Origin of the sequence: Streptomyces sp. bgisy159 (assembly GCF_965341775.1) — a bacterium.
Taxonomy (GTDB): domain Bacteria; phylum Actinomycetota; class Actinomycetes; order Streptomycetales; family Streptomycetaceae; genus Streptomyces.
Map to the genome: position 1 here is coordinate 47,497 of NZ_CBDQZH010000014.1, position 25,984 is coordinate 73,480.

Here is a 25,984-nt window from a genome sequence, read left to right on the forward strand (position 1 = left end):
GGTACGGTTGTGCGACACGACGCGGGGTGGAGCAGCTCGGTAGCTCGCTGGGCTCATAACCCAGAGGTCGCAGGTTCAAATCCTGTCCCCGCTACTGAAAACGAAGGCCCGGATCCTTACAGGGATCCGGGCCTTCGTGGTGTGCGAACGCATGTACAGACGGGGCGATCGCCGCGCCGACGTGGGGAGTTGGGGGATCTGTGTTTGACTTGTCTCTCTGTGGGCATGTCGACAAAACGCTGAAGTGACCTCACGGGCTGCGGTATACCGGGTGTACCCAGGTTGCAGGTGGTGCGACGATGGACGTTATGGGGGACAAGGCAACTCTGTTCGAGACAGGGCGATTTGTGCAGGCTTCCGGTGAGGAAGCGGCCCCGGAGGAGACCACGGACGAGACCACGGACGAGACGGGGGAGGCCGCCGAGGAGGTACGCCTGAGGTGCGCGGCCGCGGCCGGCGACGCCGAGGCGGCCAGCGTCCTCGGGGCGATGCTGCTGCGCCGGGGCGATCTCGACGGGGCCGAGCCCCAGCTGCGTGCCGCCACCGCGGCCGGTGACCGGGCCGCCGCCAACAACCTGGGCGTCCTCCTCCACCAGCGCGGATACGCCGATGAGGCGGCCGGATGGTGGCGGGTGGCCGCCGTCGCCGGCTCCACGGCGGCCGCGCACGCGCTCGGCCGGCACCACCGCGAGCGCGGCGACGAGCCGGCCGCCGAGTACTGGCTGCGGCAGTCCGCCGAGCAGGGTCATGTGCTGGGCTCCTACGCGCTCGCCGACCTGCTGGAGCACCGGGGGGACAGCGGGGCCGAGCGGTGGATGCGCATCGCCGCCGAGCGGGGCCACCGTGAGGCGGCCTACCGGCTCGCCCGCGCCCTGGACCGCCGCGCCCACGGTGAACCGGCCGGACCCGAGGCCGGCTCCGGGCGGGCCGGGAACGACCGCCCCGGCCGGCGGCCCGCGGCCCGGGACGGTGTGGCTCGGCGGCGCGCACGTGCCGGAGCAGGGGAGACCGGCGGTGACAACGGTGTCTCCCCGGCCGCCGAGGCCGAGCAGTGGTACCGGCAGGCCGCCGCGCGCGGCCACCGCCGGGCGGCTCTGTATCTCGGGGCGATCCTGGAGAAGCGTGGCGAGCTGAAGGAGGCCGGGCGCTGGTACCTGACCTCGGCCGAGGACGGGGAGGCCCGGGCCGCCTGCGCGCTGGGCTTCCTGCTGCGGGACGCCGGTGACACCGAGAACGCGGCCATCTGGTGGCTGCGCGCCGCCCAGGAGGGCGACGGCAACGCGGCCAACGCCCTGGGCGCGCTGCACGCCGAGCGCGGCCAGACCCAGACCGCGGAGCGCTGGTACCGGGCGGCCATGGACGCCGGTGACGTCAACGGCGCCTACAACCTCGGGCTGCTGTGCGCCGAGCAGGGCCGTACCGCCCAGGCCGAGCAGTGGTACCGCCACGCCGCCTACGCGGGCCACCGCGAGGCGGCCAACGCGCTGGCGATCCTGCTGCTGCGGGGCGGGGACGCCACCGGCGCCGAGCCGTGGTTCTCCAAGGCGGCGGAGGCCGGCAGCGTCGACGCCGCGTTCAACCTGGGCATCCTCTACGCCGGGCGCGGCAAGGACGCGGACGCCCTGCGCTGGTACGAGCGGGCGGCGGCGGCCGGGCACACCGAGGCCGCGCTGCAGGTCGGCATCGCCCGGCTGCGCGACGGGGACGAGCAGGACGCCGAGCGGCACCTGCGGTGCGCGGCCGGGGGCGGCAGCACGGAGGCCGCCTACCGGCTGGCCGCGGTGCTGGACGCCCGGCGGCCCCCGGCGCCCGCGCACGAGCTCGGGGAGTCGGTGCACGAGAAGACCGAGTGCGAGGAGTGGTACGAGAGGGCCGCCTCCCAGGGGCACCGGCGCGCCCAGGTCCGGGTGGGAATGCTGGCGGCCGCCCGCGGCGACGTCGTGGAGGCCGCGCGCTGGTACCGCGAAGCCGCCGAGGCCGGCTCGCGCAACGGCGCGTTCAACCTGGGGCTGCTGCTGGCCAGGGAGGGCAGTGAGCCCGAAGCGGTCGTGTGGTGGACCCGGGCGGCCGACGACGGTCATGGACGGGCGGCTCTCCGGCTGGCCCTGGTCTACGCGCGTCGCGGGGAGCTGGACGAAGGGCAGTACTGGGCGGACCGTGCGGTGAGCCTCGGCCCCGGGGAGGTCGCGGAGCGGGCGGCCCGGCTGCGGGACGCGCTGCGGGAGGAGCTGCCGGCGTGATTACTCCCCAGGGGGTGCCCCCCCGTCACGGGAGACGCATTTGCTTTCCTCTGCATCCTTGACGTAATGTTCCATTCATCGACGCGGGGTGGAGCAGCTCGGTAGCTCGCTGGGCTCATAACCCAGAGGTCGCAGGTTCAAATCCTGTCCCCGCTACTGAAAAAGACTGAGGGCCGGAACCCGAGAGGGTTCCGGCCCTCAGTGCGTTCCTGGGGCGATCGGTTCGGCGCCGCGGTGCCGGGTCGGCGCGCGTCAGGCTGTCGCCCGTCAGACCGTCGCGCAGTCGGGGCAGACGCCCCGGTACGTCACTTCCACGTCCGACACCGTGAAGCCGAAGCGCTCGGAGTCGGGCAGTTCGGCGAGCGGGTCGCCGGTGGGATGGACGTCGCGGATCGCGCCGCATCGGGCGCACACCAGGTGGTGGTGCGGTCGGTGGGCGTTGGGGTCGTACCGCTTGGCGCGCTTGTCGGTGGTGACCTCGAGGACTTCGCCCAAGGAGACCAGCTCGCCGAGCGTGTTGTACACGGTGGCGCGGGAGATCTCGGGCAGCTTGGTGACCGCCCTGGCGTGCACCTCGTCGGCCGTCAGATGGACGTGGTCACCGGTAAGGACCTCGGCCACGACACGCCGCTGCGCGGTCATCCGCCATCCGCGTCCGCGCAGCCGTTCCAGAAGGTCACTCATGCGACCAGCCTAACAGCAGCGCGGGCCAGGTCACGAATAGGTGTGACTTTGGATCAGGGCCTGTTTTAGACAGCGTCCATTTCGGGGTCGGCTGCTCAGGCGGGCACGCTCTGCCGGGCCGGTGCCCAGCAGCGGATGATGTCGCGGACCGAGACGACGCCGGTGATCTCGCCGTGGTCCAGGACGACGAGGTGGCGGAAGCCGCCGTGCGTCATGGCGCGGGCCGCCTCCTCCAGCGTCCAGGCCGGTGCGGCGAACACGACGTCGGTGGTGGTGTGGGCGTGGGCGCGTTCCGTGTCCGGGTCCTGGCCCCGGCCGACGGAGTTGAGGACGTCGCGCTCGGTGAGGATGCCGATCCCGCCGGCGTCGGGGTCGTGGACCACCGCCGCGCCGATTCCGCGGGCGGCCATCAGGGTTGCGGCCTGGCGGAGCGTGTGGTCGGGGCCGATGGTGAGGACGACTGTGGTCATGGCGTCACGGACGAGCATGGATGGAGCCACCTCCTGGAGTGCCCCCACACCGTTTGTTCGGCGTTTCACAAGTTCACAAGTGGGGGGACTCTCAGGGTGGCAGGCAAAGCGGGGGTCAACAAGAGGGCGCGGGTGTGCAATCGAGGGCGCATGCGCTCATCTGTCGCGCCCTCGCTTCTCGGCCGCCGGCGGTCACCGGGGGCCGAGGTGGCCCAGCAGGTCGTCGTGGAGCAGGCCGTTGGAGGCGGCCGCGTTGCCGCTGTGCGGCCCCGGGCGCCCGTCGAGCCCCGTGAACGTGCCCCCGGCCTCGGTGACGATGACGGCCGTGGCCGCCATGTCCCACAGCGACAGCTCCGGCTCGGCGCACAGGTCCACCGCGCCTTCCGCGACCATCATGTACGGCCAGAAGTCGCCGTACGCGCGCGTGCGCCACACCGCGCGGCCGAGGTCCAGGAAGCCGTCCAGCCGGCCCAGGTCCTCCCAGCCGGAGAGGGAGGAGTAGGCGAACGAGGCGTCCGCGAGCCGCGAGACCTGTGACACCCGCAGCCGGCTCGCCGACGTCAGGTTGCGGCCGCAGAAGGCACCGTGTCCCTTCGCCGCCCACCAGCGGCGGCCGAGCGCCGGGGCGGAGACCACGCCGACGACGGGCTGGTAGCCCTCCCCGTTCTCAGGGCCGCCGGAGGGGGTGGTGTCCCCGCCGTCGGCCTCCATCAGGGCGATCAGAGTGGCCCAGACGGGGACGCCCCGGACGTAGTTCTTGGTGCCGTCGATCGGGTCGATCACCCAGCGGCGCGGCCCAGAGCCCTCGACGCCGTACTCCTCGCCGAGGATCGCGTCCCTGGGGCGGGCCCGCTGGAGATGGCCGCGGACCAGCTCCTCCGCCGCCTTGTCGGCCTCGCTCACCGGGGTCATGTCCGGCTTGGTCTCGACCTTGAGGTCGAGGGCCTTGAAGCGTTCCATGGTCGTGGCGTCGGCGGCGTCCGCGAGGACGTGGGCGAGGCGCAGGTCATCGAGGTAGTCCGGCATGGGGGAACCGTATCGGCCGACGGGGACACGGGGCCACACGGGGCCACGGCGCGCCGGTGACCGGAAGCCGGGGGACCGGGGACCGGAAGGCTTGACACGGCGACGGGGCGCGTCAAAATCTGGGCACAGCCGCTGCCCCAGGGAGGCAATGATGCCTGCAGCCCGGGAGTCACTACTGGACGCCGCCTTCTCGGCGCTCGCGCACCGGCCGTGGGCCACGGTGCGGATGGTCGAGGTGGCCGCCGCGGCCGGGGTGTCCCGACAGACGCTCTACAACGAGTTCGGCAGCAAGGAAGGCCTCGCCCGGGCGCTGGTGCGGAGGGAGGCCGACGGCTACCTCGCCGGGGTCGACCGGGCCCTCGCCGGGCACGGCGACATCAGGGAGCGGCTCGCCGCCACCGCCGAGTGGACCGCCTCCGCGGCCAGGGACAACGTCCTGGTCCGCGCTCTGCTCACCGGCTGCTGGGGCGAACGCCTGCCCGCGCCGACACTCCGGGCGGTGCCGTCCTCCTCCGCCGTACCGGCGCAACGGCGGGCCGACGGCGCACTGCCCTCGCCCGGCGACCTCGTCACCCTGGTGCGCGACCGCGCGGTCATGACGCTGACCGCACCCGGTGCGCTCCCGTACGACGCCCCCGACCTGGCCCGCTCCTGCGAGGTCGCGGTCCGGCTCGCGCTGTCCTGCGTGGCCGCGCCGCCCGGCGAGGGCGAGGTCGCCGACCTGGTGCGGTGCGCCCTGTCCCGGCCCGCGCCGAAGGAGGCGTAGCGGCGCCCTTCAGTGCGTGGAGCCCGACAACTGCAGGCCGATCACGCCCACGATCACCAGGCTGATGGACACGATCTTCAGGGTGGACACCAGGTCACCGAGGAAGATCATCCCGTAGATCGCCGTACCCGCCGCTCCGATGCCGGTCCACACCGCGTACGCGGGCCCCACGTCGAGCTTGCGCAGCGAGAGCGTGAGCAGGCCGAAGCTGCCCAGGGCGAACGCGGCGAAGGCGATGGTGGGCCACAGGCGGGTGAACCCGTGGGAGAGCTTCAGGCAGACGGCGAAGCCTGTTTCGAGCAACCCGGCCACGACGACCAGCAGCCACGCCATGCGCTGTCCCTCCCGTTGGTCAGGCTCGGTGCGATTATGCACTTACCGGGCCCGTGTACACCCAAACAACGCTGAGGTCAGTCGCCCTCGGTGGGCTCCCGCGTCGCCAGCAGCCGGCGCAGCGAGTACAGCCGGTCCGCATCCGCGTGCCCCTCTGCCACCCACGCGTCCAGGGCGCAGTCCGGCTCGTCGTGACTGCACGCGCGCGGGCAGCCCTCCGTGCCCGCCTCCAGGTCGGGGAAGGCGTGGATCACCCGGGAGGGGTCGACATGGGCCAGGCCGAACGAGCGCACGCCCGGTGTGTCGATCACCCACCCGTCGGCGCCCAGCAGGGGCAGCGCCAGAGCGGAGGTCGTGGTGTGCCGGCCCCGCCCCGTCACCGCGTTGACGTGGCCCGTCAGCCGACGGCGCTCCTCGGGCACCAGCGCGTTCACCAGGGTCGTCTTGCCCACGCCCGAGTGGCCGACGAACGCCGTCACCCGGTCGGCGAGGTGCTCGCGCACCCGGCCCGCCGCGTCGCCGTTCTCCAGTTCCTCGCGGCTGGTGACGACGTACGGGATGTCCAGGTCGCCGTAGAGCTCCAGCAGCTTGTCCGGCGGGGCCAGGTCCGACTTGGTCAGCACCAGCAGCGGCTCCAGGCCGCCGTCGAACGCCGCGACCAGGCAGCGGTCGATCAGCCGCGGGCGCGGCTCGGGGTCGGCCAGGGCGGTGACGATGGCCAGCTGGTCGGCGTTGGCGACCACGACCCGCTCGAAGGGGTCGTCGTCGTCCGCCGTGCGGCGCAGCACGGAGGACCGCTCCTCGATGCGGACGATGCGGGCCAGGGTGTCCTTCTTGCCCGACAGATCGCCGACCAGAGCCACCCGGTCGCCGACCACCGCCGCCTTGCGGCCCAGTTCACGGGCCTTCATGGCGATGATGGCGCGGTCCTCGACCAGGCAGGTGAGCCGGCCCCGGTCCACGGTGAGGACCATGCCCTCGGCCGCGTCCTCGTGCTTGGGGCGGATGTTCGTCCGGGGCCGGGTGTTGCGGCGGCCGGGGCGGGTGCGGATGTCGTCCTCGTCGGTGTGCTTGCCGTAGCGGCGCATGGCGGACCCCTAGACCCCGAGCATCCCGGTCCACAGCTCCGGGAAGTCCGGCAGGGTCTTCGCCGTCGTCGCCACGTTCTCGATCACCACGCCCTCGACGGCGAGGCCGATCACCGCGCCGGCCGTGGCCATGCGGTGGTCGTCGTAGGTGCGGAAGGTTCCACCGTGCAGGGGCCGCGGGCGGATGTGCAGGCCGTCGGCCGTCTCCGTGACGTCGCCGCCCAGCTCGTTGATCTCCTTGGTGAGCGCGGCCAGGCGGTCCGTCTCGTGCAGCCGCAGGTGCGCGACACCGCGCAGCGTCGACGGGGAGTCCGCCAGGGCGGCGACCGCCGCGACACCGGGGGTCAGTTCACCCACGTCGCCCAGGTCCACGTCGATCCCGTGGATCGCACCCGAACCGGTGAACTCCAGACCCGACTCCGTCAGTTCGCAGGAACCGCCCATCTCGGTGAAGATCTCCCGCAGCCGGTCACCCGGCTGGGTGGTACGGGCCGGCCAGTCCGGGACCGTCACCCGGCCGCCGGTCACCAGCGCGGCCGCCAGGAACGGCTGGGCGTTCGACAGGTCCGGCTCGACGACCAGGTCCCGGCCCAGCAGCGCGCCCGGCGTGACCCGCCAGACGTTCGGCTCGCCCCCGGACTCGGGCGTGTCGACCTGGGCGCCGACCGCGCGCAGCATGTCCACGGTCATCCGGATGTGCGGCATCGACGGCAGGGTGGGGCCGGTGTGGCGGACCTCCACGCCCTGGTTGAAGCGCGGGCCGGACAGCAGCAGCGCGCTCACGAACTGCGACGACGAGGAGGCGTCGATCTCCACCGGGCCGCCCTCCAGCGCGCCCCCGCCGTGCACGGTGAGGGGCAGCGCGCCCCGGCCGTCGTCGTCGATGCGGGCGCCGAGGACGCGCAGCGCGTCGATCACGCCGTGCAGGGGACGCTCGTACGACCGCGGGTCGCCGTCGAACTGGACGGGGCCGTCGGCGAGGGTGGCCACCGGCGGCAGGAAGCGCATCACCGTGCCGGCGTTGCCGACGTCGATCCGGGCCGGGCCGCGCAGGACGGTCGGCAGCACCCGCCAGGCCTCGCCGGTGCCGTCGGGGCCCACGCCCTCCTCGATCTCGATGCCCATGGCGCGCAGGGCGTCGGCCATCAGCAGGGTGTCGCGGGAGCGCAGGGGGCGGCGCAGCCAGCCGGGCTCGCTCGCCAGGGCGGCGAGCACCAGCGCGCGGTTGGTGACGGACTTGGACCCCGGCACGTGGACCGTCGCGTCGACGGCTCCGCGAGCGTGGGGGGCCGGCCAGAGGGCGGTCTCGGCGGGGGTTCGGGCCATGGGGCCCACTCTATAAGGAGGGGTCGTGGTCCGCTGCGGCGCCGTGGTGGCCGCTCGCGCGGTCACCGCGCCCCTCGTGCGCCCGCCGTCCGGGGGATGCGCGGGACGCACTCGGGGCGTGTTCGGGGCGTGTTCGGGGCGCGCTCGGGGCGCGCTTCGGGTGTGCGTTCGGGGAGGCTCACACCCCCAGCAGCCAGCGGCCCCCGCCGATCAGCGAGCACAGCGACACCGCGTGGAAGAGGAACAGCCACAGGGCCGCCGGGACGTTCGTCAGCCTCGACAACTGGTCCGCGTCCGAGTCCCCCGCGCCGCCCCGGGACCGCTTCGCCTGGAGTTCGAAGGGCGGGCGCACCCCGCCCAGGAGGAGGAACCAGACGACCGCGTAGGCGAACGCGGCCTGGACCTGCGGGCCGGTCAGCCAGGAGATCAGGACGAAGGTGCCGCCGGTGAGGATCAGCGTCATGGCGCCGTAGGCGTTGCGGATCATCACCAGCATGGCGAGCAGGAGTGCCGTCGCCGCCCAGAGCAGGACGGTGATGCGGCCCGCGCCGAGGAGGGCCGCACCGCCGAGGCCCAGCAGCGACGGGGCGGTGTAGCCGGCCGCGGCGGTGAGGATCATGCCGAGGCCGTACGGCTTGCCGCGGCTCAGGGTGAGGCCGCTGGTGTCGGAGTGCAGTCGTATGCCCGTCAGCTGCCGGCCGGTGAGCAGGGCGACCAGGCCGTGCCCGCCCTCGTGGGCGATCGTGATCGCGTTGCGGGACAGCCGCCAGAGGGCGGGCGGGGCGACCACCGCGAACGCGGCGGCGAGTGTGGCGTACACCACCCACGCGTCGGGGTCGGACTGGATGCCGGTGAGCCGGCCCCAGAGATCGGGCAGCGCGGTGGCGGCGGTGCTGCTGTCCATTCTCGGCGTTGCTCCCTTTGCTGGCTCTCGGGTGGCTTTCGGGTGGCCTCTGGGTGGTCTCGGCGGAGGTCGGCGCGTGGCACCGTCGCCGAGGGCGGTGGTCGTGTGACGGGTGGGCCTGGCAGTGTGGCACGTATGTGCGGACGGTATGCAGCGAGTCGCAGGCCCGAGGATCTCGCGGGGATCTTCGAGGTCGAGAAGTGGGAGCCCGAGGAGGCTCTGGCGCCGGACTACAACGTGGCGCCCACCAAGGAGGTCTACGCGGTTCTCGACCGCCCGGTGAAGGACGCCGGGGACCCGCGTCCGGTTCGGCAGCTGCGCCGGCTGACGTGGGGGCTCGTGCCGTCCTGGGCCAAGTCCCCGGAGGGCGGCGCGCGGATGATCAACGCGCGTGCCGAGACCGTGCACGAGAAGCCCGCCTTCCGCCGGGCCTTCGCCGCCCGCCGCTGCATCCTGCCCGCCGACGGCTACTACGAGTGGGTCACCGGCAGGCAGGAGCGCGATCTGGAGGTCGAGGGGAGGAAGAAGCGGCCCCGCAAGCAGCCGTACTTCGTCCTGCCGGCGGACGGGTCGGTGTTCGCCATGGCCGGGCTGTACGAGTTCTGGCGGGACCGCACGCTGCCCGACGACCATCCGCGGGCCTGGTGGGTGACCTGCTCGGTGATCACCACCGAGGCGGAGTCGGCCCCGCTGGCCGTCGCCCCGGCCGAGGGACCGCACGCGCTGGCCGAGATCCATCCCCGGATGCCGCTGATGCTCACGCCCGACCGCTGGGACGCCTGGCTGGACCCCGCCCGCACCGATGTCGCGGAGCTGCGGTCCCTGCTCGCGCCCCCGCCCGCCGGGCTGATGCGCGCCTATCCCGTTCCCACGGCCGTCAGCAACGTCCGCAACAACGGGCCGGAGCTGTTGAAGGAGCTGGAGGGGCCGGAGGAGGGCACACTCTTCTGATGTGACCCCCGACATGCCCGACACCACCGGCACCCCCGACACCACCGGCACCTCGGACCGCACCGGCACCTCGGACCGCACCGGCACCTCGGACCGCACCGGCACCCCGGACCGCACCGGCACCCCGGACTCCGTCGGTGCCCTCGGCAGGATCGAGAACCCCACGGTCGAGACCGTCGGGACGGACGCCGGGACCGCCCGCGTCACCTGGTGGCCGGCGCGGCGCCCGGCTCGGTTCGTCCTCGCCGTCGGTCACGGCGCCGGCGGCGGCGTCGAGGCCCGCGATCTCCAGGCCCTCGCCGCCGAACTGCCCGCGCACGGAGTGACCGTGGCCCTCGTCGAGCAGCCCTGGCGGGTCGCCGGGAAGAAGGTCGCGCCCGCGCCGAGGACCCTCGACGCCGGCTGGCGCGGTGTCTGGCCGGCGCTCGCCGCGCCCGGCCTCCCGGTGATCTCCGGCGGCAGGTCCGCCGGCGCGCGGGTCGCCTGCCGCACGGCCGCCGAGCTCGGGGCGCACGCCGTGCTCGCGCTCAGCTTCCCGCTGCACCCGCCGGGCAGGCCGGAGAAGTCCCGCGCCGGGGAACTGCTCGGCGCCGGCGTGCCCACCCTCGTCGTCCAGGGCGGCAACGACCCGTTCGGCAGACCCGGGGAGTTCCCCGAGGGGGCGTACGAGTTGGCCGAGGTGCCCGGCGGCGACCACGGGTTCGCGGTGCCCAAGCGGGCGGAGATCACCCAGGAGGACGCGCTGGGGATCATCACCGCGAAGGTCGCCGAGTGGACCCGGTCACTGGCGTGACCCGCGGGGAATGCCGGGCGGCGGGCCGCTGTTGTGCCCGACGTACGTGCTGGACGACCAGCACTGATCGTCGTGGGAGAGGAAGTCCGCCGCATGGGTTCGACCATCTGCCCGCCCGCAGGCAACCGCGCCGACCTGGAGTGGACGGTGCTGCACGCGGCCAGGACCGCTCCCGGTGGAGCGGCGGCGGGCGGCGATCGGCACCCCGTCCCGGCCGAAGGTCGTCTATCCTCCGATTCTGGCGGGACCGGTTTCGGCCCTGCCCAGAATCTTGAGGAGGTGGGTCCGGTTCCCGGTACCGACGCAGGGACCGACAACGGCCAGGCGGAGCTGCCCGAGGGCCAGGGCATGAACGCGGACACGTTCGCCGCGGACACGTCCGGTGAGACCGGCGCGGAGCGCACCGCGCGCTTCGAGCGGGACGCGCTGGAGTTCCTCGACCAGATGTACTCGGCCGCGCTGCGCATGACGCGCAATCCGGCCGACGCCGAGGACCTGGTGCAGGAGACGTACGCCAAGGCGTACGCGTCCTTCCACCAGTTCCGCGAGGGCACCAACCTCAAGGCGTGGCTGTACCGGATCCTCACCAACACGTTCATCAACTCGTACCGCAAGAAGCAGCGTGAACCGCAGCGGAGCGCGGCCGAGGAGATCGAGGACTGGCAGCTCGCCCGCGCCGAGTCGCACATGTCGACGGGTCTGCGCTCCGCGGAGTCGCAGGCGCTCGACCACCTGCCCGATTCGGACGTGAAGGAGGCCCTCCAGGCGATTCCCGAGGAGTTCCGGATCGCCGTGTATCTCGCGGACGTAGAGGGCTTTGCGTACAAGGAGATCGCGGACATCATGGGGACACCCATCGGAACGGTGATGTCCCGGCTGCACCGGGGCCGCCGTCAACTGCGCGGAATGCTGGAGGACTACGCCCGCGAGCGCGGCCTGGTCCCGGCGGGCGCCGGAGAGTCGAACGAAGCGAAAGGCTCGGGCTCATGAGCTGCGGAGAGCCGCACGAGACGGACTGCAGTGAGGTACTCGATCATCTGTACGAGTTCCTCGACAGTGAGATGCCGGACGTCGATCGCGACAAGTTCAAGCAGCACTTCAAGGAGTGCTCTCCGTGCCTGGAGAAGTACGGGCTCGAAGAGGCCGTGAAGAAGCTGGTCAAGCGGTGCTGCGGACATGACGAGGTGCCGACCGACCTGCGCTCCAAGGTCCTCGGGCGGCTCGACCTGATCCGCTCCGGCCAGGCGGGCCCCGGCTCCGACGCCACCGACGTCACGTCCGCGCCGGCCGCACCGGTATCGCCCCAGGAATCCTGAGCCGCCCGCGCCGCCTGAGTCGCCCGAGCGCCGCCCAAGCGGTCCGCCGTCACCCGAACGTGCTAATCGGCGGGTGATACGTCCATGGATCGCCGCCCGCGCCCCTAGGCTCCCAGCCCGGACACCTACGGGCTGGGGAGGGCCGCATGGAGGCGATTCCGGGGCGGGCACTCGCCTTCATCGTTTGTACCGCCCTCGCCGCCCTGGCCTGCCTGACCCCGCTGCCCCAGGTGCACGCGCCCTGGTGGCCGGTGGGCCTGCTCGCCGCGCTGTACGCCGCGGGTGAGCCGATCGCCCGGCGCCGGTTCGGGAGCACCTGCCACCCCCTGCTGCTCGCCGGGGCGTTCCTGCTGCCGCCGCCCGCCGCCGCGCTCGTCCCGCTGCCCGGTGCGCTGCTGTGCCGGGTGGACCAGCGGCCGGCCGGGCCGCGCCGGGTCTGGCGGGCCGCCCAGTCCGCGCTCGCGGTGTGGGCCGCGGCCGCCGCCCACTGGTCGCTCGGCGGCCGGGACGCCGTCGTCACGCCCGACTTCCCGTACGCCCTGGTGCCCGCCGCGGTCGCCGTGCTCGCGTACTGCGCGGTGCTCACCGCGCTGGACGGCGGGATCCTCGTCCTCGCCGAGCGGGTGCCGCCGCGCCGGGCCTGGCGGGGGCTGTTCTCCCGCTGTCTCGCGCCGCTCGCCGTGCACGGGCTGGCCGGGCTGATGATGGCCGTGCTCTGGCGCAGCCCCTACGGGCCGGTCGCCGCGCTGCTGGTGCTCTTCCCGATGGGCGTGGCCTGGTGGGTGTTCGCGCAGTACCACCGGGAGCGGGCAGCGCACCGGGCCACCATCCGGGCGCTGGTGCAGGCCGTGGACATCAAGGACGGCTACACCCGCGGCCACAGCGAGCGGGTCGGACAGGCGTCCATGATGATCGCCCGCGAGCTGGGCATGGACGCCCGGCGGACCGAGGTGCTCCGCTTCGCCGGGATCCTGCACGACGTCGGCAAACTCGGTGTCCCCACCCGGCTGTTGCGCAAGGACGGCCCGCTGACGCCCGAGGAGCGGCGGGTCATCGAACTGCACCCCGAGTACGGCCACGAGATCACCCGGGGGATCCACTTCCTCGGCGAGGCCCGCGCCGCGATCCTCCACCACCACGAACGGCTCGACGGCCGCGGCTACCCCTACGGGCTGGTGGGCCGTCAGATCCCGGAGTGCGCCCGCGTGGTCGCCGTCGCCGACGCCTTCGACGCGATGACCTCCACCCGCTCCTACAGCCGGGCCCGGCCGGTCGCCGCCGCCCTCGCCGAGCTGCGGCGGTGCGCCGGCGCCCAGTTCGACCCCCGCATGGTCACCGCACTCGGCCGGGCGCTGGACCGCCACGGCTGGCACCCGCTGGTGACCGCCGACGAGGCGTCCGCCGCGGCACCGGCGGCCGGTAGGCCCGCCGGTGCCGGTGAGGCGGCGCCCGGGAAGCCCGCCGTGCCACCGCCGTCCGGGAGGTCCGGCGAGGCGCCGCGTGCCGGTGAGCCGGGCCCGATGCCGTCGGCGGGCGAGCCCACCCCGGCGCCGCCGGCCGGTGAGCCCGTTCCGCCCGGCACTCCGCAGGACCCCGCGCCCGACGACACCGCACCCCGGACCGTCCCGGCCCGGGCCGGGCGGGGTGACCGGTCCGGGACCGCGCGGTGAGGCGGGCGCGGCTGCTCGGGGTGGTGCACGGGACCGCCGCACTGGTGGCCGCCGGGGCACTGCTCGTCACCCTGCGTGCGGGGGTCGTGGAACGGCCCGTCGCGCTCGCCTTCGGAGCGTTCGTCGTGGTCGGCGAGCTCACCCGGTGGACCGGTCCGGGGCTGCGGGATGCCGCCCCGCTCGGGACCGCAGGCTCCCTGGCGTACGCGCTGCTCGGGGAGAACGCCGGGCAGCCGACCGGGCACGGCTTCGCCCAGGTCGTCTCGGTGGTGGCCGGGGCCTCCCTGCTGGGCTGCGTGCCGCACATAGCGCGCGGCCGGGGGCCGGTGCTGGACCACCTGGCCCGCCGGGTGCTGGCCGCCGCCTTCGCCGCCGTGTGCTTCCAGCCGCTGTTCAACCAGGGCGTCTTCCGGTCCTGGCGGGGACCCGCCTACGCCCTGCTCCTGCTCGCGCTGCTCGGGCTCACCGTGCTCTGCGACGCGGTGCTCGCCGCCGCGCTGACCCACGCGCGCACCGGCTGGCCGTACGGTCCCCTGCTGCGCGACGAGGTGTGCTCGGTGCCCGGCATCGGCTCGGCGGTGTGCGCCACCGGCGCGGTCACGGCGCTCGCGGTCGCCGTCGTGGGGCTGTGGGCGCTGCCCGTCCTCTCGCTGCCCCTGCTGCTCACCCAGCTCGCCCTGCGCCGGTACGCGGCCGTGCGTGCCACCTACCGGCAGACCATCGCGTCCCTGGCCCGGGCCACCGAGATAGCCGGGTACACCCCGGCCGGGCACGCCCACCGGGTGGCCGCCCTCAGCCAGGCCGTGGGCCGGGACCTGGGCCTGTCCGAACCCGACCTCACCGTCCTGGAGTACGCGGCCCTCATGCACGACATCGGCCAGCTCAGCCTCGTCGACCCGGTGCCGGCCGGCGCCACCTCGGCGCTGCCGGCGGCCGAGCAGCGCCGTATCGCGTTGCTCGGCGGCGCCGTGGTCCGCCAGACCGGGGCCGGAGCCCAGGTCGCGGCGGTCGTGGAGCGGCAGGCCGACCCCTGCGCCGAGCAACCGGTGGCGGCCCGCATCGTGCGGGTGGTCAACGCCTACGAGGAGAAGGTCCGCGCCGCCGGCCCCGACGGGCCCCTGACCGCATTGGAGGAGCTGCGGTTGCAGGCGGCCGGGGAGTACGCGCCGGAAGTGGTGGAAGCGCTGGCCAGGGTGCTCGCCCGCGGCTGCCTTACCTCGCCCGCGGGTGGGTAACCCATGGGTAATGAGCGCCCTTCCAGCCGTACGTGGTTGGATGCGAAGGGAGAGGGTCTCCGACAGGCTGTCCGGGGGCACAGCCGGCCCACTCCACAGAACTGGCAGGCGGGAATCGTGAGGATCTTCGGCAAGGGACGGCACCGGCCCTCCGCCTCCTGGCGGCAGGCCACCGACCGCGCGTTCACGCTGATCGGTGACGGGCGGTACGAGGACGCGGGCGCGCTGCTGACCCGCGCCGCCGACCTGGAGCCCTGGCTGTCCGAGTCCTGGTTCAACCTGGCCCTGCTGCACAAGTTCCGGCACGACTGGGAGCAGGCGCGCACGGCGGGGCTGCGCGCGGTGGCGCTGCTGGACCGGGAGGCGGGGGCGCCGGACTGGTGGAACGTCGGCATCGCGGCGACCGCCCTGCAGGACTGGCCGCTGGCCCGGCGCGCCTGGCAGGCGTACGGGCTGCCCGTCCCGGGCGGTGCGACGGCCGCCGGGGAACCGGTCGGCATGGACCTGGGCAGCGCGGCGGTCCGGCTGTCGCCGGAGGGCGAGGCCGAGGTGGTGTGGGGGCGGCGGCTGGACCCGGCCCGGATCGAGGTGCTGTCGATCCCGCTGCCGTCGTCCGGGCGGCGCTGGGGCGAGGTGGTGCTGCACGACGGGGTGCCGCACGGCGAACGGACCACGTCCACCGGGCACTCCTACCCCGTCTTCGACGAGATCGAGCTGTGGGCGCCCTCGCCGGTCCCCACCTGGGTGGTCCTGCTGGAGGCGGACACCGAGGCCGACCGGGACGCGCTGGAGCAGCTGGCCGCGGACGCCGGGTTCGCCGCGGAGGACTGGTCGTCGTCCGTGCGGCTGCTGTGCCGCCTGTGCTCGGAGTCGCGGATGCCGTCCGACGAGGGTGACGGGGTCCACCTCGACCCGCACGACCACAGCGAGCCGGGTCACCCCGGGCCGCTCGGTCACCGCACCGACGGGCAGCTGTGGGTGCCGGAGCGGGAGTGCGGGGTGGCCGCGCCGGCCTCGCTGGTCCGGGGGCTGCTGGACGGCTGGGTCGCGGACAGTCCCGACTCCCGGGACTGGCGGGATCTGGAAGAGGTCTGCTGAGGCGGACGCGAGCCCCGTCTAGGCTGTACCCGCATCATCTTCTCTGGCTTGCAGGAAAGGCGTACGTCGGTCATGGCGCAGCAGGACACCGATCAGCAGCACGCGGGCGTGCTTCCCGTGGACGACGAGGGCTTCGTCATCGACACCGAGGACCCCGAGGAGCGCGAACGGGCCTACCGCGAGCGCGGCACGTCCCGGCCGATCACCGTGGTGGGCAACCCGGTGCTGCACCGTGAGGTCAAGGACGTCACCGTCTTCGACGAGGAGCTGCTGAAGCTGGTCGACGACATGTTCGCCTCGCAGCGCACCGCCGAGGGGGTGGGCCTGGCCGCCAACCAGATCGGCGTCGACCTGAAGGTGTTCGTCTACGACTGCCCGGACGACGAGGGCGTGCGCCACGTCGGCGTGGTCTGCAACCCCGAGCTCGTCGAACTCCCCGCCGAGCGGCGTCGGCTGGACGACGGCAACGAGGGCTGCCTGTCGGTGCCGACGGCCTACGCGCCGCTGGCCCGCCCGGACTACGCCGAGGTCACCGGTCAGGACGAGAAGGGCAACCCCATCAGGGTCCGCGGCACCGGATACTTCGCTCGGTGTTTGCAGCACGAGACCGACCACCTGTACGGGTACCTGTACATCGACCGGCTGTCCAAGCGTGAACGCAAGGACGCGCTGCGGCAGATGGCTGAGAACGAGCCCCGTTATCCCGTGGTCCCGAACGACTGACGTCGCCGCGAAGACCACGCCGAAACCCCTGACGCCTGACCGGCTTCCTCCGGTCGGGCGTCGTTCGTGTGTCCGTAGGACGTTCGATCGCATATGCACATCCGCTGATCCGTAACCAGTCCGGCCCGGGGCTCTCTCGGCATCCCGGGGTAGTGAATGAAGCAAATCCGTTCCCAGAACGGACAGTTGTAGGGCTGAATGGGAAGTGCGGGGATGCACGACGGCGCACGCCCGGCACGGCGGGAGGGGCGTGCGGCCACAGGCGGCTGAGAGGGGTTGTTCGTGCCAGCTTTCCCATACAGCACCACATACCGCACCACATCCACGGCGACGGCCACCGCGGTCCCGCCCTCGCTCGCTCTTCCGGTCATCGAAGAGGCGTTTCCCCGGCAACTGCACCCGTATTGGCCGCGGTTGCAGGAGAACACCCGGGAGTGGCTGCTGGAAAAGCGGCTCATGCCGGCGGACAAGGTCGCGGAATATGCCGACGGCCTGTGCTACACCGATCTGATGGCGGGCTACTACCTCGGCGCCCCCGACGAGGTGCTGCAGGCCATCGCCGACTACAGCGCGTGGTTCTTCGTCTGGGACGACCGGCACGACCGTGACATCGTGCACGGCCGGGCGGCCGCCTGGCGGCGGCTGAAGTCCCGGCTGCACCGGGCGCTCGACTCCCCCGGAGGGCAGCTGCACCACGAGGACCCGCTGGTCGCCGGGCTGGCCGACACGGTGAGCCGGCTGTACGCGTTCCTGCCGGACAGCTGGAACGCCCGGTTCGCCCGCCACTTCCACCAGGTGATCGAGGCCTACGACCGGGAGTTCCGCAACCGGACCGAGGGGCGGGTGCCCCCGGTCGGGGAGTACCTTGCGCTGCGCCGGCTCACCTTCGCGCACTGCATCTGGACCGATCTCCTGGAGCCGAGCGCCGGACGGGAACTACCGGACAGGGTGAGGAAACACCCGGCATTCCGCCGGGCGGCTCTGCTCAGCCAGGAATTCGCCGCCTGGTACAACGACCTCTGCTCGCTGCCGAAGGAAATAGCGGGTGACGAGGTGCACAATCTCGGAATCAGTCTCATCGTCCACGAGGGGCTGACCCTGGAAGAGGCCGTCGAAGAAGTCAGACGGCGTGTCGAGGAGTGCATATCGGAATTCCTGGAGGCGGAACGCGAAGCCCTTCTCTTCGCCGAGAGCCTGGCCGACGGCAGCCTTTCCGGAAAGGAACTCGGCATCGCCGTCCAGGCCTGTCTGTCGAACATGCGGAACTGGTTCAGTTCCGTCTACTGGTTCCACCACGAGTCCGGCCGGTACATGGTCGACAGCTGGGACGACCGCTCCACACCCCCGTACGTCAACAACGAAGCGGCAGGTGAGAAATGACCCTCGACTCGGTGAGGGCCACGACGTCCGCGTCCCGCGATCCGGAGCGGCCGCCGCTGGCCGGCGGCGCCGTCCCGCTCCTCGGCCACGGCTGGAAACTGGCCCGCGACCCGCTGGCCTTCCTGACCCAGCTGCGCGACCACGGCGACGTCGTCCGGCTCAGGCTCGGCCCCAAGACGGTGTACGCCGTCACCTCGCCCGATCTCACCGGCGCGGTCGCCCTCAGCCCCGACTACATCATCGCGGGGCCGCTGTGGGAGTCGCTGGAGAGCCTGCTCGGCAAGGAGGGCGTGGCCACCGCCAACGGACCGATGCACCGTCGGCAGCGGCGCACCATCCAGCCCGCGTTCCGGCTCGACGCGATCCCCGGCTACGGGCCGATCATGGAGGAGGAGGCACACGCGCTCGTCGAGCGGTGGCGCTCCCGGAAGGTCATCGACGTCACCTCGGAGTCCTTCCGGGTGGCCGTCCGCATTTCCGCCCGCTGCCTGATGCGCGGCAGTTACGCGGATACGCGTGCCGAACGCATATGCTCTGCGCTCGCCACTCTGTTCAGCGGTATGTACCAGCGCATGGTGGTACCGCTGGGGCCGCTTTATTGCGTGCCGTTCCCGGCCAACCGTGAATTCAACCGCGCGCTGGCCGATTTGCATCTCCTGGTCGACGAGATCGTCGCCGACCGCCGGGCGAGCAGTCAAAAGCCGGACGATTTGCTGACAGCTTTGCTGGAAGCGACGGACGAGAATGGTGAGCCGATCGGGGAGCAGGAGATCCACGACCAGGTCATCGCCATTGTCACCCCGGGCAGTGAGACCGTCGGTTCCATGGTCATGTCCCTGTTGCAGGTCCTCACCGAGCACCCGGGCCTGGCCGACGGTGTCCGGGACGAGGTACAGAGCGTCACCGGCGGCCGGCCGGTCGCGTTCGACGACGTCCGCAAGCTGACCCGCACCGCGAACCTCATCACCGAGACCATGCGGCTCCACCCCGCCGTATGGATCCTCACCCGGCGGGCGGTCACGGACACCGTGCTCGGCGGCTACCGCATCCCCGCCGGTGCCGACATCGTGTACAGCCCGTACGCCATCCAGCGCGACCCCCGTTCCTTCGAACGGCACGAGGAGTTCGACCCGGACCGGTGGCTGCCCGGCCAGACCGCGGAGGTCCCCAAGTACGCGATGAACCCGTTCAGCGTCGGCAACCGCAAGTGCCCCAGCGATCACTTCTCGATGGCCGAGCTGACGCTCGTCACCGCCGCGATCGCCTCCGCGTTCACCTTCGAGCACGCGCCGGGCTCCGACGCCCGGCCGCGCATCGGCATCACCCTGCGCCCGCGTGACCTGCGGCTGCGGGCGATCCCCCGGTAGGAGCCGGTCCGTCCGCACCGGCGGGTGCCGTTGCCACGGCACCCGCGGCGCGGACGCGCGACGGGCCCGGCGCGGACCTGGAAGCGACCTAGAAGTCCTCGTCCAGGTCGACCGTGCCCTCGACGGCGACCTGGTAGGCCGACGGCCGCCGCTCGAAGAAGTTGGTCAGCTCCTGCACGCCCTGCAGCTCCATGAAGGAGAACGGGTTCTCGGAGCCGTAGACCGGCGCGAAGCCCAGCCGGGTCAGCCGCTGGTCGGCCACGCACTCCAGGTACTGGCGCATCGACTCGGTGTTCATGCCCGGCAGCCCGTCGCCGCACAGGTCACGCGCGAACTGCAGCTCCGCCTCGACGGCCTCCCGCAGCATGTCGGTCACCTGCTCCTGGAGCCGGTCGTCGAACAGGTCCGGCTCCTCCTTGCGGACCGTGTCGACCACGTCGAACGCGAACGACATGTGCATGGTCTCGTCGCGGAACACCCAGTTGGTGCCGGTGGCCAGACCGTGCAGCAGACCCCGGCTGCGGAACCAGTAGACGTACGCGAAGGCGCCGTAGAAGAACAGGCCCTCGATGCAGGCGGCGAAGCAGATCAGGTTGAGCAGGAACCGCCGGCGCTCGGCCCTGCTCTCCAGCCGGTCGATCTTCTCGACCTCGTTGATCCACTTGAAGCAGAACCCGGCCTTCTCACGGATGGACGGGATGTTCTCCACCGCGTCGAAGGCGGCGGCCCGGTCCTCCGGGTCGGGGAGGTAGGTGTCCAGCAGGGTCAGATAGAACTGGACGTGCACGGCCTCCTCGAACAGCTGGCGCGACAGGTACAGCCGCGCCTCGGGGGAGTTGATGTGCTTGTACAGCGTCAGCACCAGGTTGTTCGCCACGATCGAGTCGCCCGTCGCGAAGAAGGCCACGAGACGGCCGATGAGGTGCTGCTCGGCGGGGCTGAGCTTGGCGAGGTCGGCGACGTCCGAGTGGAGGTCGACCTCCTCCACGGTCCAGGTGTTCTTGATGGCGTCCCGGTAGCGCTCGTAGAAGTCGGGGTAGCGCATGGGGCGCAGCGTCAGCTCGAAGCCCGGGTCGAGGAGATGGGCGTTGCGTTCGGACTTCTCGGACATCACTGGCAGGCCTCGCAGGACTCGGGGTTCTCAAGGGAGCAGGCGACCGCTTCGGGATCGGCGGCCTGCTGCACGGGGACGGATGCCTGCGCGGCGCGGGCGATACGGGTCGCCGGGCGCGAACGCAGGTAGTACGTCGTCTTCAGCCCGGACTTCCAGGCGTACGCGTACATCGAGGAGAGCTTGCCGATGGTCGGCGTCTCCATGAAGAGGTTCAGGGACTGCGACTGGTCGAGGAACGGCGTGCGCGCCGCCGCCATGTCGATCAGCCCGCGCTGCGGGATCTCCCACGCCGTGCGGTAGAGCCGCCGTACGTCCTCGGGGATCCACGCGAAGTCCTGCACTGAGCCGGCCGAGTCGCGCAGCGCCTCACGGGTACGGGCGTCCCACACGCCGAGATCCTTGAGGTCCTGCACCAGATACGAGTTGACCTGGAGGAACTCACCGGACAGCGTCTCGCGCTTGAACAGGTTCGACACCTGCGGCTCGATGCACTCGTACACGCCGGCGATGGAGGCGATGGTGGCCGTCGGCGCGATGGCCAGGAGGAGGCTGTTGCGCAGGCCGACCGCCGCGATCCGCTCACGCAGCGCCGCCCAGCGCTCCGGCCAGGTCAGCTCCACCCCGTAGTGGTCGGGGTGCAGCACGCCCTGCGCGGTACGGGTCTTCTCCCAGGCCGGCAGCGGGCCGCCGCGCTCGGCCAGGTCGGCGGACGCCTCGTACGCGGCGAGCATGACGCGCTCGGCGATGCGGGTCGACAGGGCCTTCGCCTCCGGGGAGTCGAAGGGCAGCCGCAGCTTGAAGAAGACGTCCTGCAGGCCCATCGCGCCCAGACCCACCGGCCGCCACCGGGCGTTGGAGCGGCCCGCCTGCTCGGTCGGGTAGAAGTTGATGTCGACGACCCGGTCGAGGAACGTGACGGCCGTGCGGACCGTCTCGTCCAGCCGCTCCCAGTCGAGGCCACCGGTCGCCGGGTCGGCGAACGCGCCGAGGTTGACCGACCCCAGGTTGCACACCGCCGTCTCGCCGTCGTCGGTGACCTCCAGGATCTCCGTGCAGAGGTTGGAGGAGTGGACCACGTGCCCCGGCAGGGCGGTCTGGTTGGCGGTGCGGTTGGCGGCGTCCTTGAAGGTCATCCAGCCGTTGCCGGTCTGCGCGAGGGTGCGCATCATCCGGCCGTACAGGTCGCGGGCCGGGATGGTCCGGCGGGCCAGACCGGCCGCTTCCGCCTTGCGGTACGACGCGTCGAACTCCTCACCCCACAGGTCCACCAGTTCGGGCACGTCGGCGGGGGAGAACAGCGACCACTGCTCGTCGGCGGCGACCCGGCGCATGAACTCGTCCGGCACCCAGTGCGCGAGGTTCAGGTTGTGCGTACGGCGGGCGTCCTCACCGGTGTTGTCGCGCAGCTCCAGGAACTCCTCGATGTCGGAGTGCCAGGTCTCCAGGTAGACCGCGGCAGCGCCCTTGCGCCGGCCGCCCTGGTTCACCGCGGCGACCGATGCGTCGAGGGTCTTCAGGAACGGCACGATGCCGTTGGAGTGACCGTTGGTGCCGCGGATCAGCGAACCCCGGCTGCGGATGCGGGAGTACGACAGACCGATCCCGCCGGCGTGCTTCGACAGGCGGGCCACCTGGTGGTAGCGGTCGTAGATGGAGTCCAGCTCGTCCAGCGGGGAGTCGAGGAGGTAGCAGGACGACATCTGGGGGTGCCGGGTGCCGGAGTTGAACAGGGTCGGCGAGGACGGCAGGTAGTCCAGGCGGCTCATCAGGCCGTAGAGCGCGGCGACCTCGTCCACGGCCCGGTCACCCGCCCCCGGAGCGAACGCCGCGTCCTCGGCGAGGCCGCCGGCGACCCGCAGCAGGAAGTGCTGGGGCGTCTCGACGACCTTGCGGGTGAGGGGGTGGCGCAGCAGGTAGCGGCTGTACAGGGTGCGCAGGCCGAAGTAGCCGAAGCGGTCGTCGGCGCCGGTGTCGACCAGCGCGTCCAGCCGCTCGGCGTGCAGCCGGGCGAACTCGGCGGTGCGGTCGGCGATCAGGCCCTCGCGGTGACCGACGGCGATCGACTCGGTGAACGTGGTCACGCCCTGGGAGGCGGCCTCGGCGCGGATGGTGAGGGTGAGCAGCCGGGCGGCCAGCCGCGAGTACGCGGGGTCCTCGGAGATCAGGCCGGCCGCCGCCTCCGTGGCCAGCTCGCGCAGCTCCGCCTCGTCGGCGCGCGCCGACCGGCCGCGCAGCGCGGCGGCGGCGACCCGGCCGGGGTCGGCGTCGGGCAGGTCGGCGGTCAGCTCGGTGAGGGACCGCAGCAAGGCGGTCCCGGGGGCGTCCTCTGCGGTCGGGACGGCTGAGGCCGGGTCTGCTGGCGCGATGGTCACGTGGGGCTCTCCCTCGCTGGCACGGGGGCCTCGCGCGGGGGCAGGCGGCGGCGCACGAGCGCACGCGGCGTCGCGCCCACCGGCCCATTCCACGAGGCCCGGACGTCAGGCATCCCGGCCGGGCGGCCGGGCGCGCTGTCGGCAGGTCCTCGGACTGACTCCTGGGCACGGCGACGCCCGGGAACGGCGGTTCCGGGGAGAGGACGTGCACAAGTACACCGTTGCGGGACAGTTCCGGATTCACACCGGATTCCCCTGCGGCGACAGCGAGCATGAGCATACATCTTGTGCTCGCCTGTCACGCCACCCCCAGATGTTGTGGCGGGGCGGTTTCAGAGGGTCAACTCGTAGGTGAGGAGAGTGAGGTCGTCCAGGTGCGGCACCGGGTTCCAGTCCCGCTCGGGTGTGCGGACGAAGCCGAGACGTTCGTAGATCCGGTGTGCGGTGTGCATGCTGCGCTGGCTGGACAGAACGACGGCCGTGCAGCCCTCCGTGGCCCGCGCCCGCTCCAGGCAGGCCCGCACGAGTGCCTCGCCGGCGCCCCGGCCGCGCGCCGCGTGCGCGACCGCGAGCGCACGGATCTCGGCCTCACCGGGTCGCGCGATGTCGGCGACCGGACCGGGTCCGGCGACGAAGGTGACGCCGCCGAGGAGCCGGTCGCCGTCCACGGCCACCAGCACCTCGGCGGCGGCCGCCCGCGCGGCGACATCCTTCAGCACCGGCAGATACTCGTCCTCCTCGCCGTAGTCGAGGAGCCCGTCCTGGAGGTAGGCCTGCGCGGTGATCTCGGCGAGGGTGTCGTACTCGGCGGGCGTGACGGGGCGGATGACGATGTCCATGGGGCCGAGTGTGCCGGACCGGTCCGACGGTGGCCGCCGGATTTCGGGGGAGGGGTGCTGCCGGCCGGTCGCGCCGCGCTTCGCGCCCGCTTCGGGGCGCACGCCGAGCGGACGCGGCCACCGAGCGGATGCGGCCACCGAGCGGATGCGGTGGACCACCGAGCGGACGCGGCGGGACACCGAGCGGTGTGCTCTCGGTGGCCCGCCGCGGGGTGCGTGCGGGAGACCGGTCATGCGGCGCGCGGCGCGCGCCGACGGTGCCGGGCGCCCGATCCGGCGGCGCGCCCCTCGGGGGGCGGGCGTCAGTGCCCCGTGGCCACCGGCAGCTCCGTCTGCACGCCCGGGTCGCCGGCGTCGGCCGTGTAGTCCTCGGGGCGGGTCTCGTCCACGCCGTCGGGGGCGTTGACGGCCTTCAGGACGAAGGTGAGGACGACCGTCACCGCCACGTTGAGGACGAAGGCCGTGAGGCCGATGTAGCCGACCTCCTCGATACCGGGGATCTCCTTGGAGGAGCCGGCGAAGTGGGCCTGGGTCGGAGAGGAGACGCCGTAGGCCGCGAGGGTGCCGTAGACCATGCCGACCGCCCAGCCGGCCAGCAGGGCCCAGCGGTGGAACCAGCGGGTGAACAGGCCGCCGACGAGGGCCGGGAAGGTCTGCAGGATCCAGATGCCGCCCAGCAGCTGGAAGTTGATGGCGACCGTCTTGTCCATGGTGAGGACGAAGACCAGGGCGCCCACCTTCACCAGCAGCGAGACCAGCTTGGAGACCCTGGTCTCCTCGGCGGCGGTGGCGTCCGGCTTGATGAAGTCCTTGTAGATGTTGCGGGTGAAGAGGTTCGCCGCCGCGATCGACATGATGGCCGCGGGGACCAGGGCGCCGATGCCGATGGCCGCGAAGGCCACGCCCGCGAACCAGGCCGGGAACATGTTCTCGAACAGCTGGGGGATCGCCAGCTGGCCGTTGGCGACCTTGACCCCGGCCGCGATCGCCATGAAGCCGAGCAGCGCGAGCAGGCCGAGCATCAGCGAGTACAGCGGCAGGATCGTGGTGTTGCGGCGGATCACCTCACGGCTGCGGGAGGACAGCGTCGCGGTGATCGAGTGCGGGTACATGAACAGGGCGAGCGCGGAGCCCAGCGCCAGCGTCGCGTACCCCCAGTGGCCGGCCTCGGGCGGGATCAGGCCGCCCTTCCCGGCCGTGGCGAACTTCTCGCCCGCCGAGGCGAAGATGTCGTCGAAGCCGCCCAGCTTGATCGGGATGTAGATGATCGCCACGGCGATGACGATGTAGATCAGGGTGTCCTTGACGAAGGCGATCAGCGCGGGCGCGCGCAGGCCGGACGAGTAGGTGTACGCGGCCAGCACGCCGAAGGCGATGAACAGCGGCAGGTCCTTCACGAACCAGTTGGTGTCCTCGCCGCCCCCGACGCCCATCACGTCCAGCACCGCCTGGATGCCGACCAGTTGCAGCGCGATGTACGGCATGGTGGCCAGGATGCCGGTGACGGCCACCGCCAGCGACAGGCCCTTGGAGCCGTACCGGCCGCGCACGAAGTCCGAGGTCGTCACATAGCCGTGCTTGTGGGACACCGACCACAGCCGGGGCAGGAAGGTGAAGATCAGCGGGTAGACGAGGATCGTGTACGGAACGGCGAAGAAGCCGGCCGCGCCCGCCGCGTAGATCGCCGCGGGTACGGCGACGAAGGTGTACGCCGTGTAGAGGTCGCCGCCGAGCAGGAACCAGGTGACCCAGGTGCCGAACGACCGCCCGCCCAGGCCCCATTCGTCGAGGCTGTGCTCGTTCTCGGCCTTGCGCCAGCGCGCGGCCAGGAAGCCCATGACGGTGACGGCCAGGAAGAAGAAGATGAAGACGGCGAGCGCCACGCCGTTCACACCGTCGTTCACGCGTCCGCACCCCCCTTCGCGGCGGCACGGGCACGCTGGTCACGCTGCCAGAGCCGGTAGGCCACCAGGGTGAGCGCGGTGGAGATCAGCACCCACAGCATCTGGTACCAGTAGAAGAACGGGATCCCGGCGAACTCCGGGTCCGCCTTGGCGTACGAACCGACCCACAGCATCGCCACGAAGGGCGCGAGCAGGCAGAGGGCGATGACGACGCGTGACGGCGTCACCATCGGCTCTCTGGTCGGTGTGTCCGGGGCTTGTGACATCTGGCGACTCCGTCCCCTTGCAGATCACCTGATCAACGAGCAGGCAATGTAGGTGACGGATAAAGCCGAGCGGAAGACCCGGTCCGCATATTGTTCTGTCATTTCCCCGCGAGGGGGGT

The 25,984-nt window shown here is 72.3% G+C and carries 24 protein-coding genes, 2 tRNA genes and 1 riboswitch; of the genes, 14 read left to right on the forward strand and 12 right to left on the reverse strand.

Features of this window, described 5'->3' with window-relative positions; translation table 11 throughout:
- Positions 1–20 precede the first annotated feature (20 nt).
- The 3 genes from ACSLTV_RS16070 to ACSLTV_RS16080 all read left to right on the forward strand — a co-directional run bounded on the left by ACSLTV_RS16070 (position 21) and on the right by ACSLTV_RS16080 (position 2,396).
- A tRNA-Met gene (locus tag ACSLTV_RS16070) sits at positions 21–94 on the forward strand.
- Positions 95–299: 205 nt separating this feature from the next.
- The gene (locus tag ACSLTV_RS16075) at positions 300–2,240 is read left to right on the forward strand and encodes a tetratricopeptide repeat protein (RefSeq protein WP_435612370.1); all 1,941 of its coding nucleotides are present in this window, start codon (positions 300–302) and stop codon (positions 2,238–2,240) included.
- A gap of 82 nt (positions 2,241–2,322) precedes the next feature.
- Positions 2,323–2,396: transfer RNA gene (locus tag ACSLTV_RS16080), tRNA-Met, on the forward strand.
- A gap of 111 nt (positions 2,397–2,507) precedes the next feature.
- Here ACSLTV_RS16080 and ACSLTV_RS16085 read toward each other — a convergent pair.
- From ACSLTV_RS16085 to hisN, 3 genes are all read right to left on the reverse strand, one after another.
- Complete coding sequence (locus tag ACSLTV_RS16085) at positions 2,508–2,924, reverse strand: Fur family transcriptional regulator (RefSeq protein WP_432133993.1); 417 nt, start codon at positions 2,922–2,924, stop codon at positions 2,508–2,510.
- A gap of 95 nt (positions 2,925–3,019) precedes the next feature.
- Positions 3,020–3,412, reverse strand: coding sequence for a CBS domain-containing protein (locus tag ACSLTV_RS16090; RefSeq protein ID WP_432133994.1), 393 nt, complete (start codon positions 3,410–3,412; stop codon positions 3,020–3,022).
- A 174-nt stretch (positions 3,413–3,586) separates the two neighbouring features.
- Complete coding sequence (hisN, locus tag ACSLTV_RS16095) at positions 3,587–4,420, reverse strand: histidinol-phosphatase (protein ID WP_432133995.1); 834 nt, start codon at positions 4,418–4,420, stop codon at positions 3,587–3,589.
- 151 nt (positions 4,421–4,571) lie between these two features.
- Here hisN and ACSLTV_RS16100 point away from each other — a divergent pair, with 151 nt between their 5' ends.
- Complete coding sequence (locus tag ACSLTV_RS16100) at positions 4,572–5,186, forward strand: TetR/AcrR family transcriptional regulator (RefSeq protein WP_432133996.1); 615 nt, start codon at positions 4,572–4,574, stop codon at positions 5,184–5,186.
- Between the two features lie 9 nt (positions 5,187–5,195).
- Here the strand turns inward: ACSLTV_RS16100 and ACSLTV_RS16105 are convergent, their stop codons facing one another.
- The 4 genes from ACSLTV_RS16105 to ACSLTV_RS16120 form a co-directional block, all read right to left on the reverse strand.
- Positions 5,196–5,519 carry a DMT family transporter gene (locus ACSLTV_RS16105; RefSeq protein WP_432133997.1) on the reverse strand — a complete coding sequence of 108 codons (324 nt, stop codon included), beginning with the start codon at positions 5,517–5,519 and terminating at the stop codon, positions 5,196–5,198.
- A 77-nt stretch (positions 5,520–5,596) separates the two neighbouring features.
- Complete coding sequence (gene rsgA / locus ACSLTV_RS16110; protein ID WP_432155892.1) at positions 5,597–6,607, reverse strand: ribosome small subunit-dependent GTPase A; 1,011 nt, start codon at positions 6,605–6,607, stop codon at positions 5,597–5,599.
- 9 nt (positions 6,608–6,616) lie between these two features.
- Positions 6,617–7,933, reverse strand: coding sequence for a 3-phosphoshikimate 1-carboxyvinyltransferase (gene aroA, locus ACSLTV_RS16115; RefSeq protein WP_432133999.1), 1,317 nt, complete (start codon positions 7,931–7,933; stop codon positions 6,617–6,619).
- A 178-nt stretch (positions 7,934–8,111) separates the two neighbouring features.
- Positions 8,112–8,837, reverse strand: a complete 726-nt coding sequence (locus ACSLTV_RS16120; protein WP_432134000.1) for a M50 family metallopeptidase — start codon at positions 8,835–8,837, stop codon at positions 8,112–8,114.
- Between the two features lie 135 nt (positions 8,838–8,972).
- On the opposite strand from ACSLTV_RS16120, the gene ACSLTV_RS16125 reads away from it, so the two are divergent.
- The 10 genes from ACSLTV_RS16125 (at position 8,973) to ACSLTV_RS16170 (ending at position 19,370) form a co-directional block, all read left to right on the forward strand.
- Positions 8,973–9,788, forward strand: a complete 816-nt coding sequence (locus ACSLTV_RS16125) for an SOS response-associated peptidase (protein ID WP_432134001.1) — start codon at positions 8,973–8,975, stop codon at positions 9,786–9,788.
- A 151-nt stretch (positions 9,789–9,939) separates the two neighbouring features.
- Positions 9,940–10,581: an alpha/beta hydrolase family protein gene (locus tag ACSLTV_RS16130; protein WP_432134181.1), complete on the forward strand. Its 642-nt coding sequence runs from the start codon at positions 9,940–9,942 to the stop codon at positions 10,579–10,581.
- 279 nt (positions 10,582–10,860) lie between these two features.
- Entirely contained in the window at positions 10,861–11,571 is a 711-nt protein-coding gene (locus ACSLTV_RS16135; protein WP_432134182.1) for a sigma-70 family RNA polymerase sigma factor, read from the forward strand.
- Positions 11,568–11,897 (forward strand): mycothiol system anti-sigma-R factor, encoded by a 330-nt coding sequence (rsrA, locus tag ACSLTV_RS16140; RefSeq protein ID WP_432134002.1) that lies wholly within the window; start codon positions 11,568–11,570, stop codon positions 11,895–11,897. The genes ACSLTV_RS16135 and rsrA overlap by 4 nt, the downstream gene beginning before the upstream one ends.
- 146 nt (positions 11,898–12,043) lie before the next feature.
- Complete coding sequence (locus tag ACSLTV_RS16145; RefSeq protein ID WP_435612371.1) at positions 12,044–13,567, forward strand: HD domain-containing phosphohydrolase; 1,524 nt, start codon at positions 12,044–12,046, stop codon at positions 13,565–13,567.
- Positions 13,564–14,802: an HD-GYP domain-containing protein gene (locus ACSLTV_RS16150; protein WP_432134004.1), complete on the forward strand. Its 1,239-nt coding sequence runs from the start codon at positions 13,564–13,566 to the stop codon at positions 14,800–14,802. Before ACSLTV_RS16145 ends, ACSLTV_RS16150 begins: the two co-directional genes overlap by 4 nt.
- Positions 14,803–14,919: 117 nt before the next feature.
- Entirely contained in the window at positions 14,920–15,900 is a 981-nt protein-coding gene (locus tag ACSLTV_RS16155) for a tetratricopeptide repeat protein (protein ID WP_432134005.1), read from the forward strand.
- 72 nt (positions 15,901–15,972) lie between these two features.
- On the forward strand, positions 15,973–16,623 hold the full coding sequence (def, locus tag ACSLTV_RS16160) for a peptide deformylase (RefSeq protein WP_432155890.1): 651 nt from the start codon (positions 15,973–15,975) through the stop codon (positions 16,621–16,623).
- A 282-nt stretch (positions 16,624–16,905) separates the two neighbouring features.
- Complete coding sequence (gene cyc1 / locus ACSLTV_RS16165) at positions 16,906–18,003, forward strand: epi-isozizaene synthase (protein ID WP_432155889.1); 1,098 nt, start codon at positions 16,906–16,908, stop codon at positions 18,001–18,003.
- Positions 18,000–19,370 (forward strand): bifunctional albaflavenone monooxygenase/terpene synthase, encoded by a 1,371-nt coding sequence (locus ACSLTV_RS16170; RefSeq protein WP_435612372.1) that lies wholly within the window; start codon positions 18,000–18,002, stop codon positions 19,368–19,370. Before cyc1 ends, ACSLTV_RS16170 begins: the two co-directional genes overlap by 4 nt.
- 88 nt (positions 19,371–19,458) lie before the next feature.
- On the opposite strand, the gene ACSLTV_RS16175 is transcribed toward ACSLTV_RS16170, so the two are convergent.
- The 5 genes from ACSLTV_RS16175 to ACSLTV_RS16195 form a co-directional block, all read right to left on the reverse strand.
- The gene (locus ACSLTV_RS16175; protein ID WP_432134009.1) at positions 19,459–20,481 is read right to left on the reverse strand and encodes a ribonucleotide-diphosphate reductase subunit beta; all 1,023 of its coding nucleotides are present in this window, start codon (positions 20,479–20,481) and stop codon (positions 19,459–19,461) included.
- Positions 20,481–22,856, reverse strand: a complete 2,376-nt coding sequence (locus ACSLTV_RS16180; protein WP_432134010.1) for a ribonucleoside-diphosphate reductase subunit alpha — start codon at positions 22,854–22,856, stop codon at positions 20,481–20,483. Before ACSLTV_RS16180 ends, ACSLTV_RS16175 begins: the two co-directional genes overlap by 1 nt.
- A gap of 123 nt (positions 22,857–22,979) precedes the next feature.
- Positions 22,980–23,136, reverse strand: a riboswitch (cobalamin riboswitch).
- 52 nt (positions 23,137–23,188) lie between these two features.
- Positions 23,189–23,695, reverse strand: a complete 507-nt coding sequence (locus tag ACSLTV_RS16185) for a GNAT family N-acetyltransferase (RefSeq protein ID WP_432134011.1) — start codon at positions 23,693–23,695, stop codon at positions 23,189–23,191.
- Positions 23,696–23,997: 302 nt separating this feature from the next.
- A complete protein-coding gene (mctP, locus tag ACSLTV_RS16190) occupies positions 23,998–25,599 on the reverse strand; it encodes a monocarboxylate uptake permease MctP (protein ID WP_432134012.1) in 1,602 nt (533 codons plus the stop codon).
- Complete coding sequence (locus ACSLTV_RS16195) at positions 25,596–25,865, reverse strand: DUF3311 domain-containing protein (protein WP_435612373.1); 270 nt, start codon at positions 25,863–25,865, stop codon at positions 25,596–25,598. Before ACSLTV_RS16195 ends, mctP begins: the two co-directional genes overlap by 4 nt.
- Positions 25,866–25,984 lie beyond the last annotated feature (119 nt).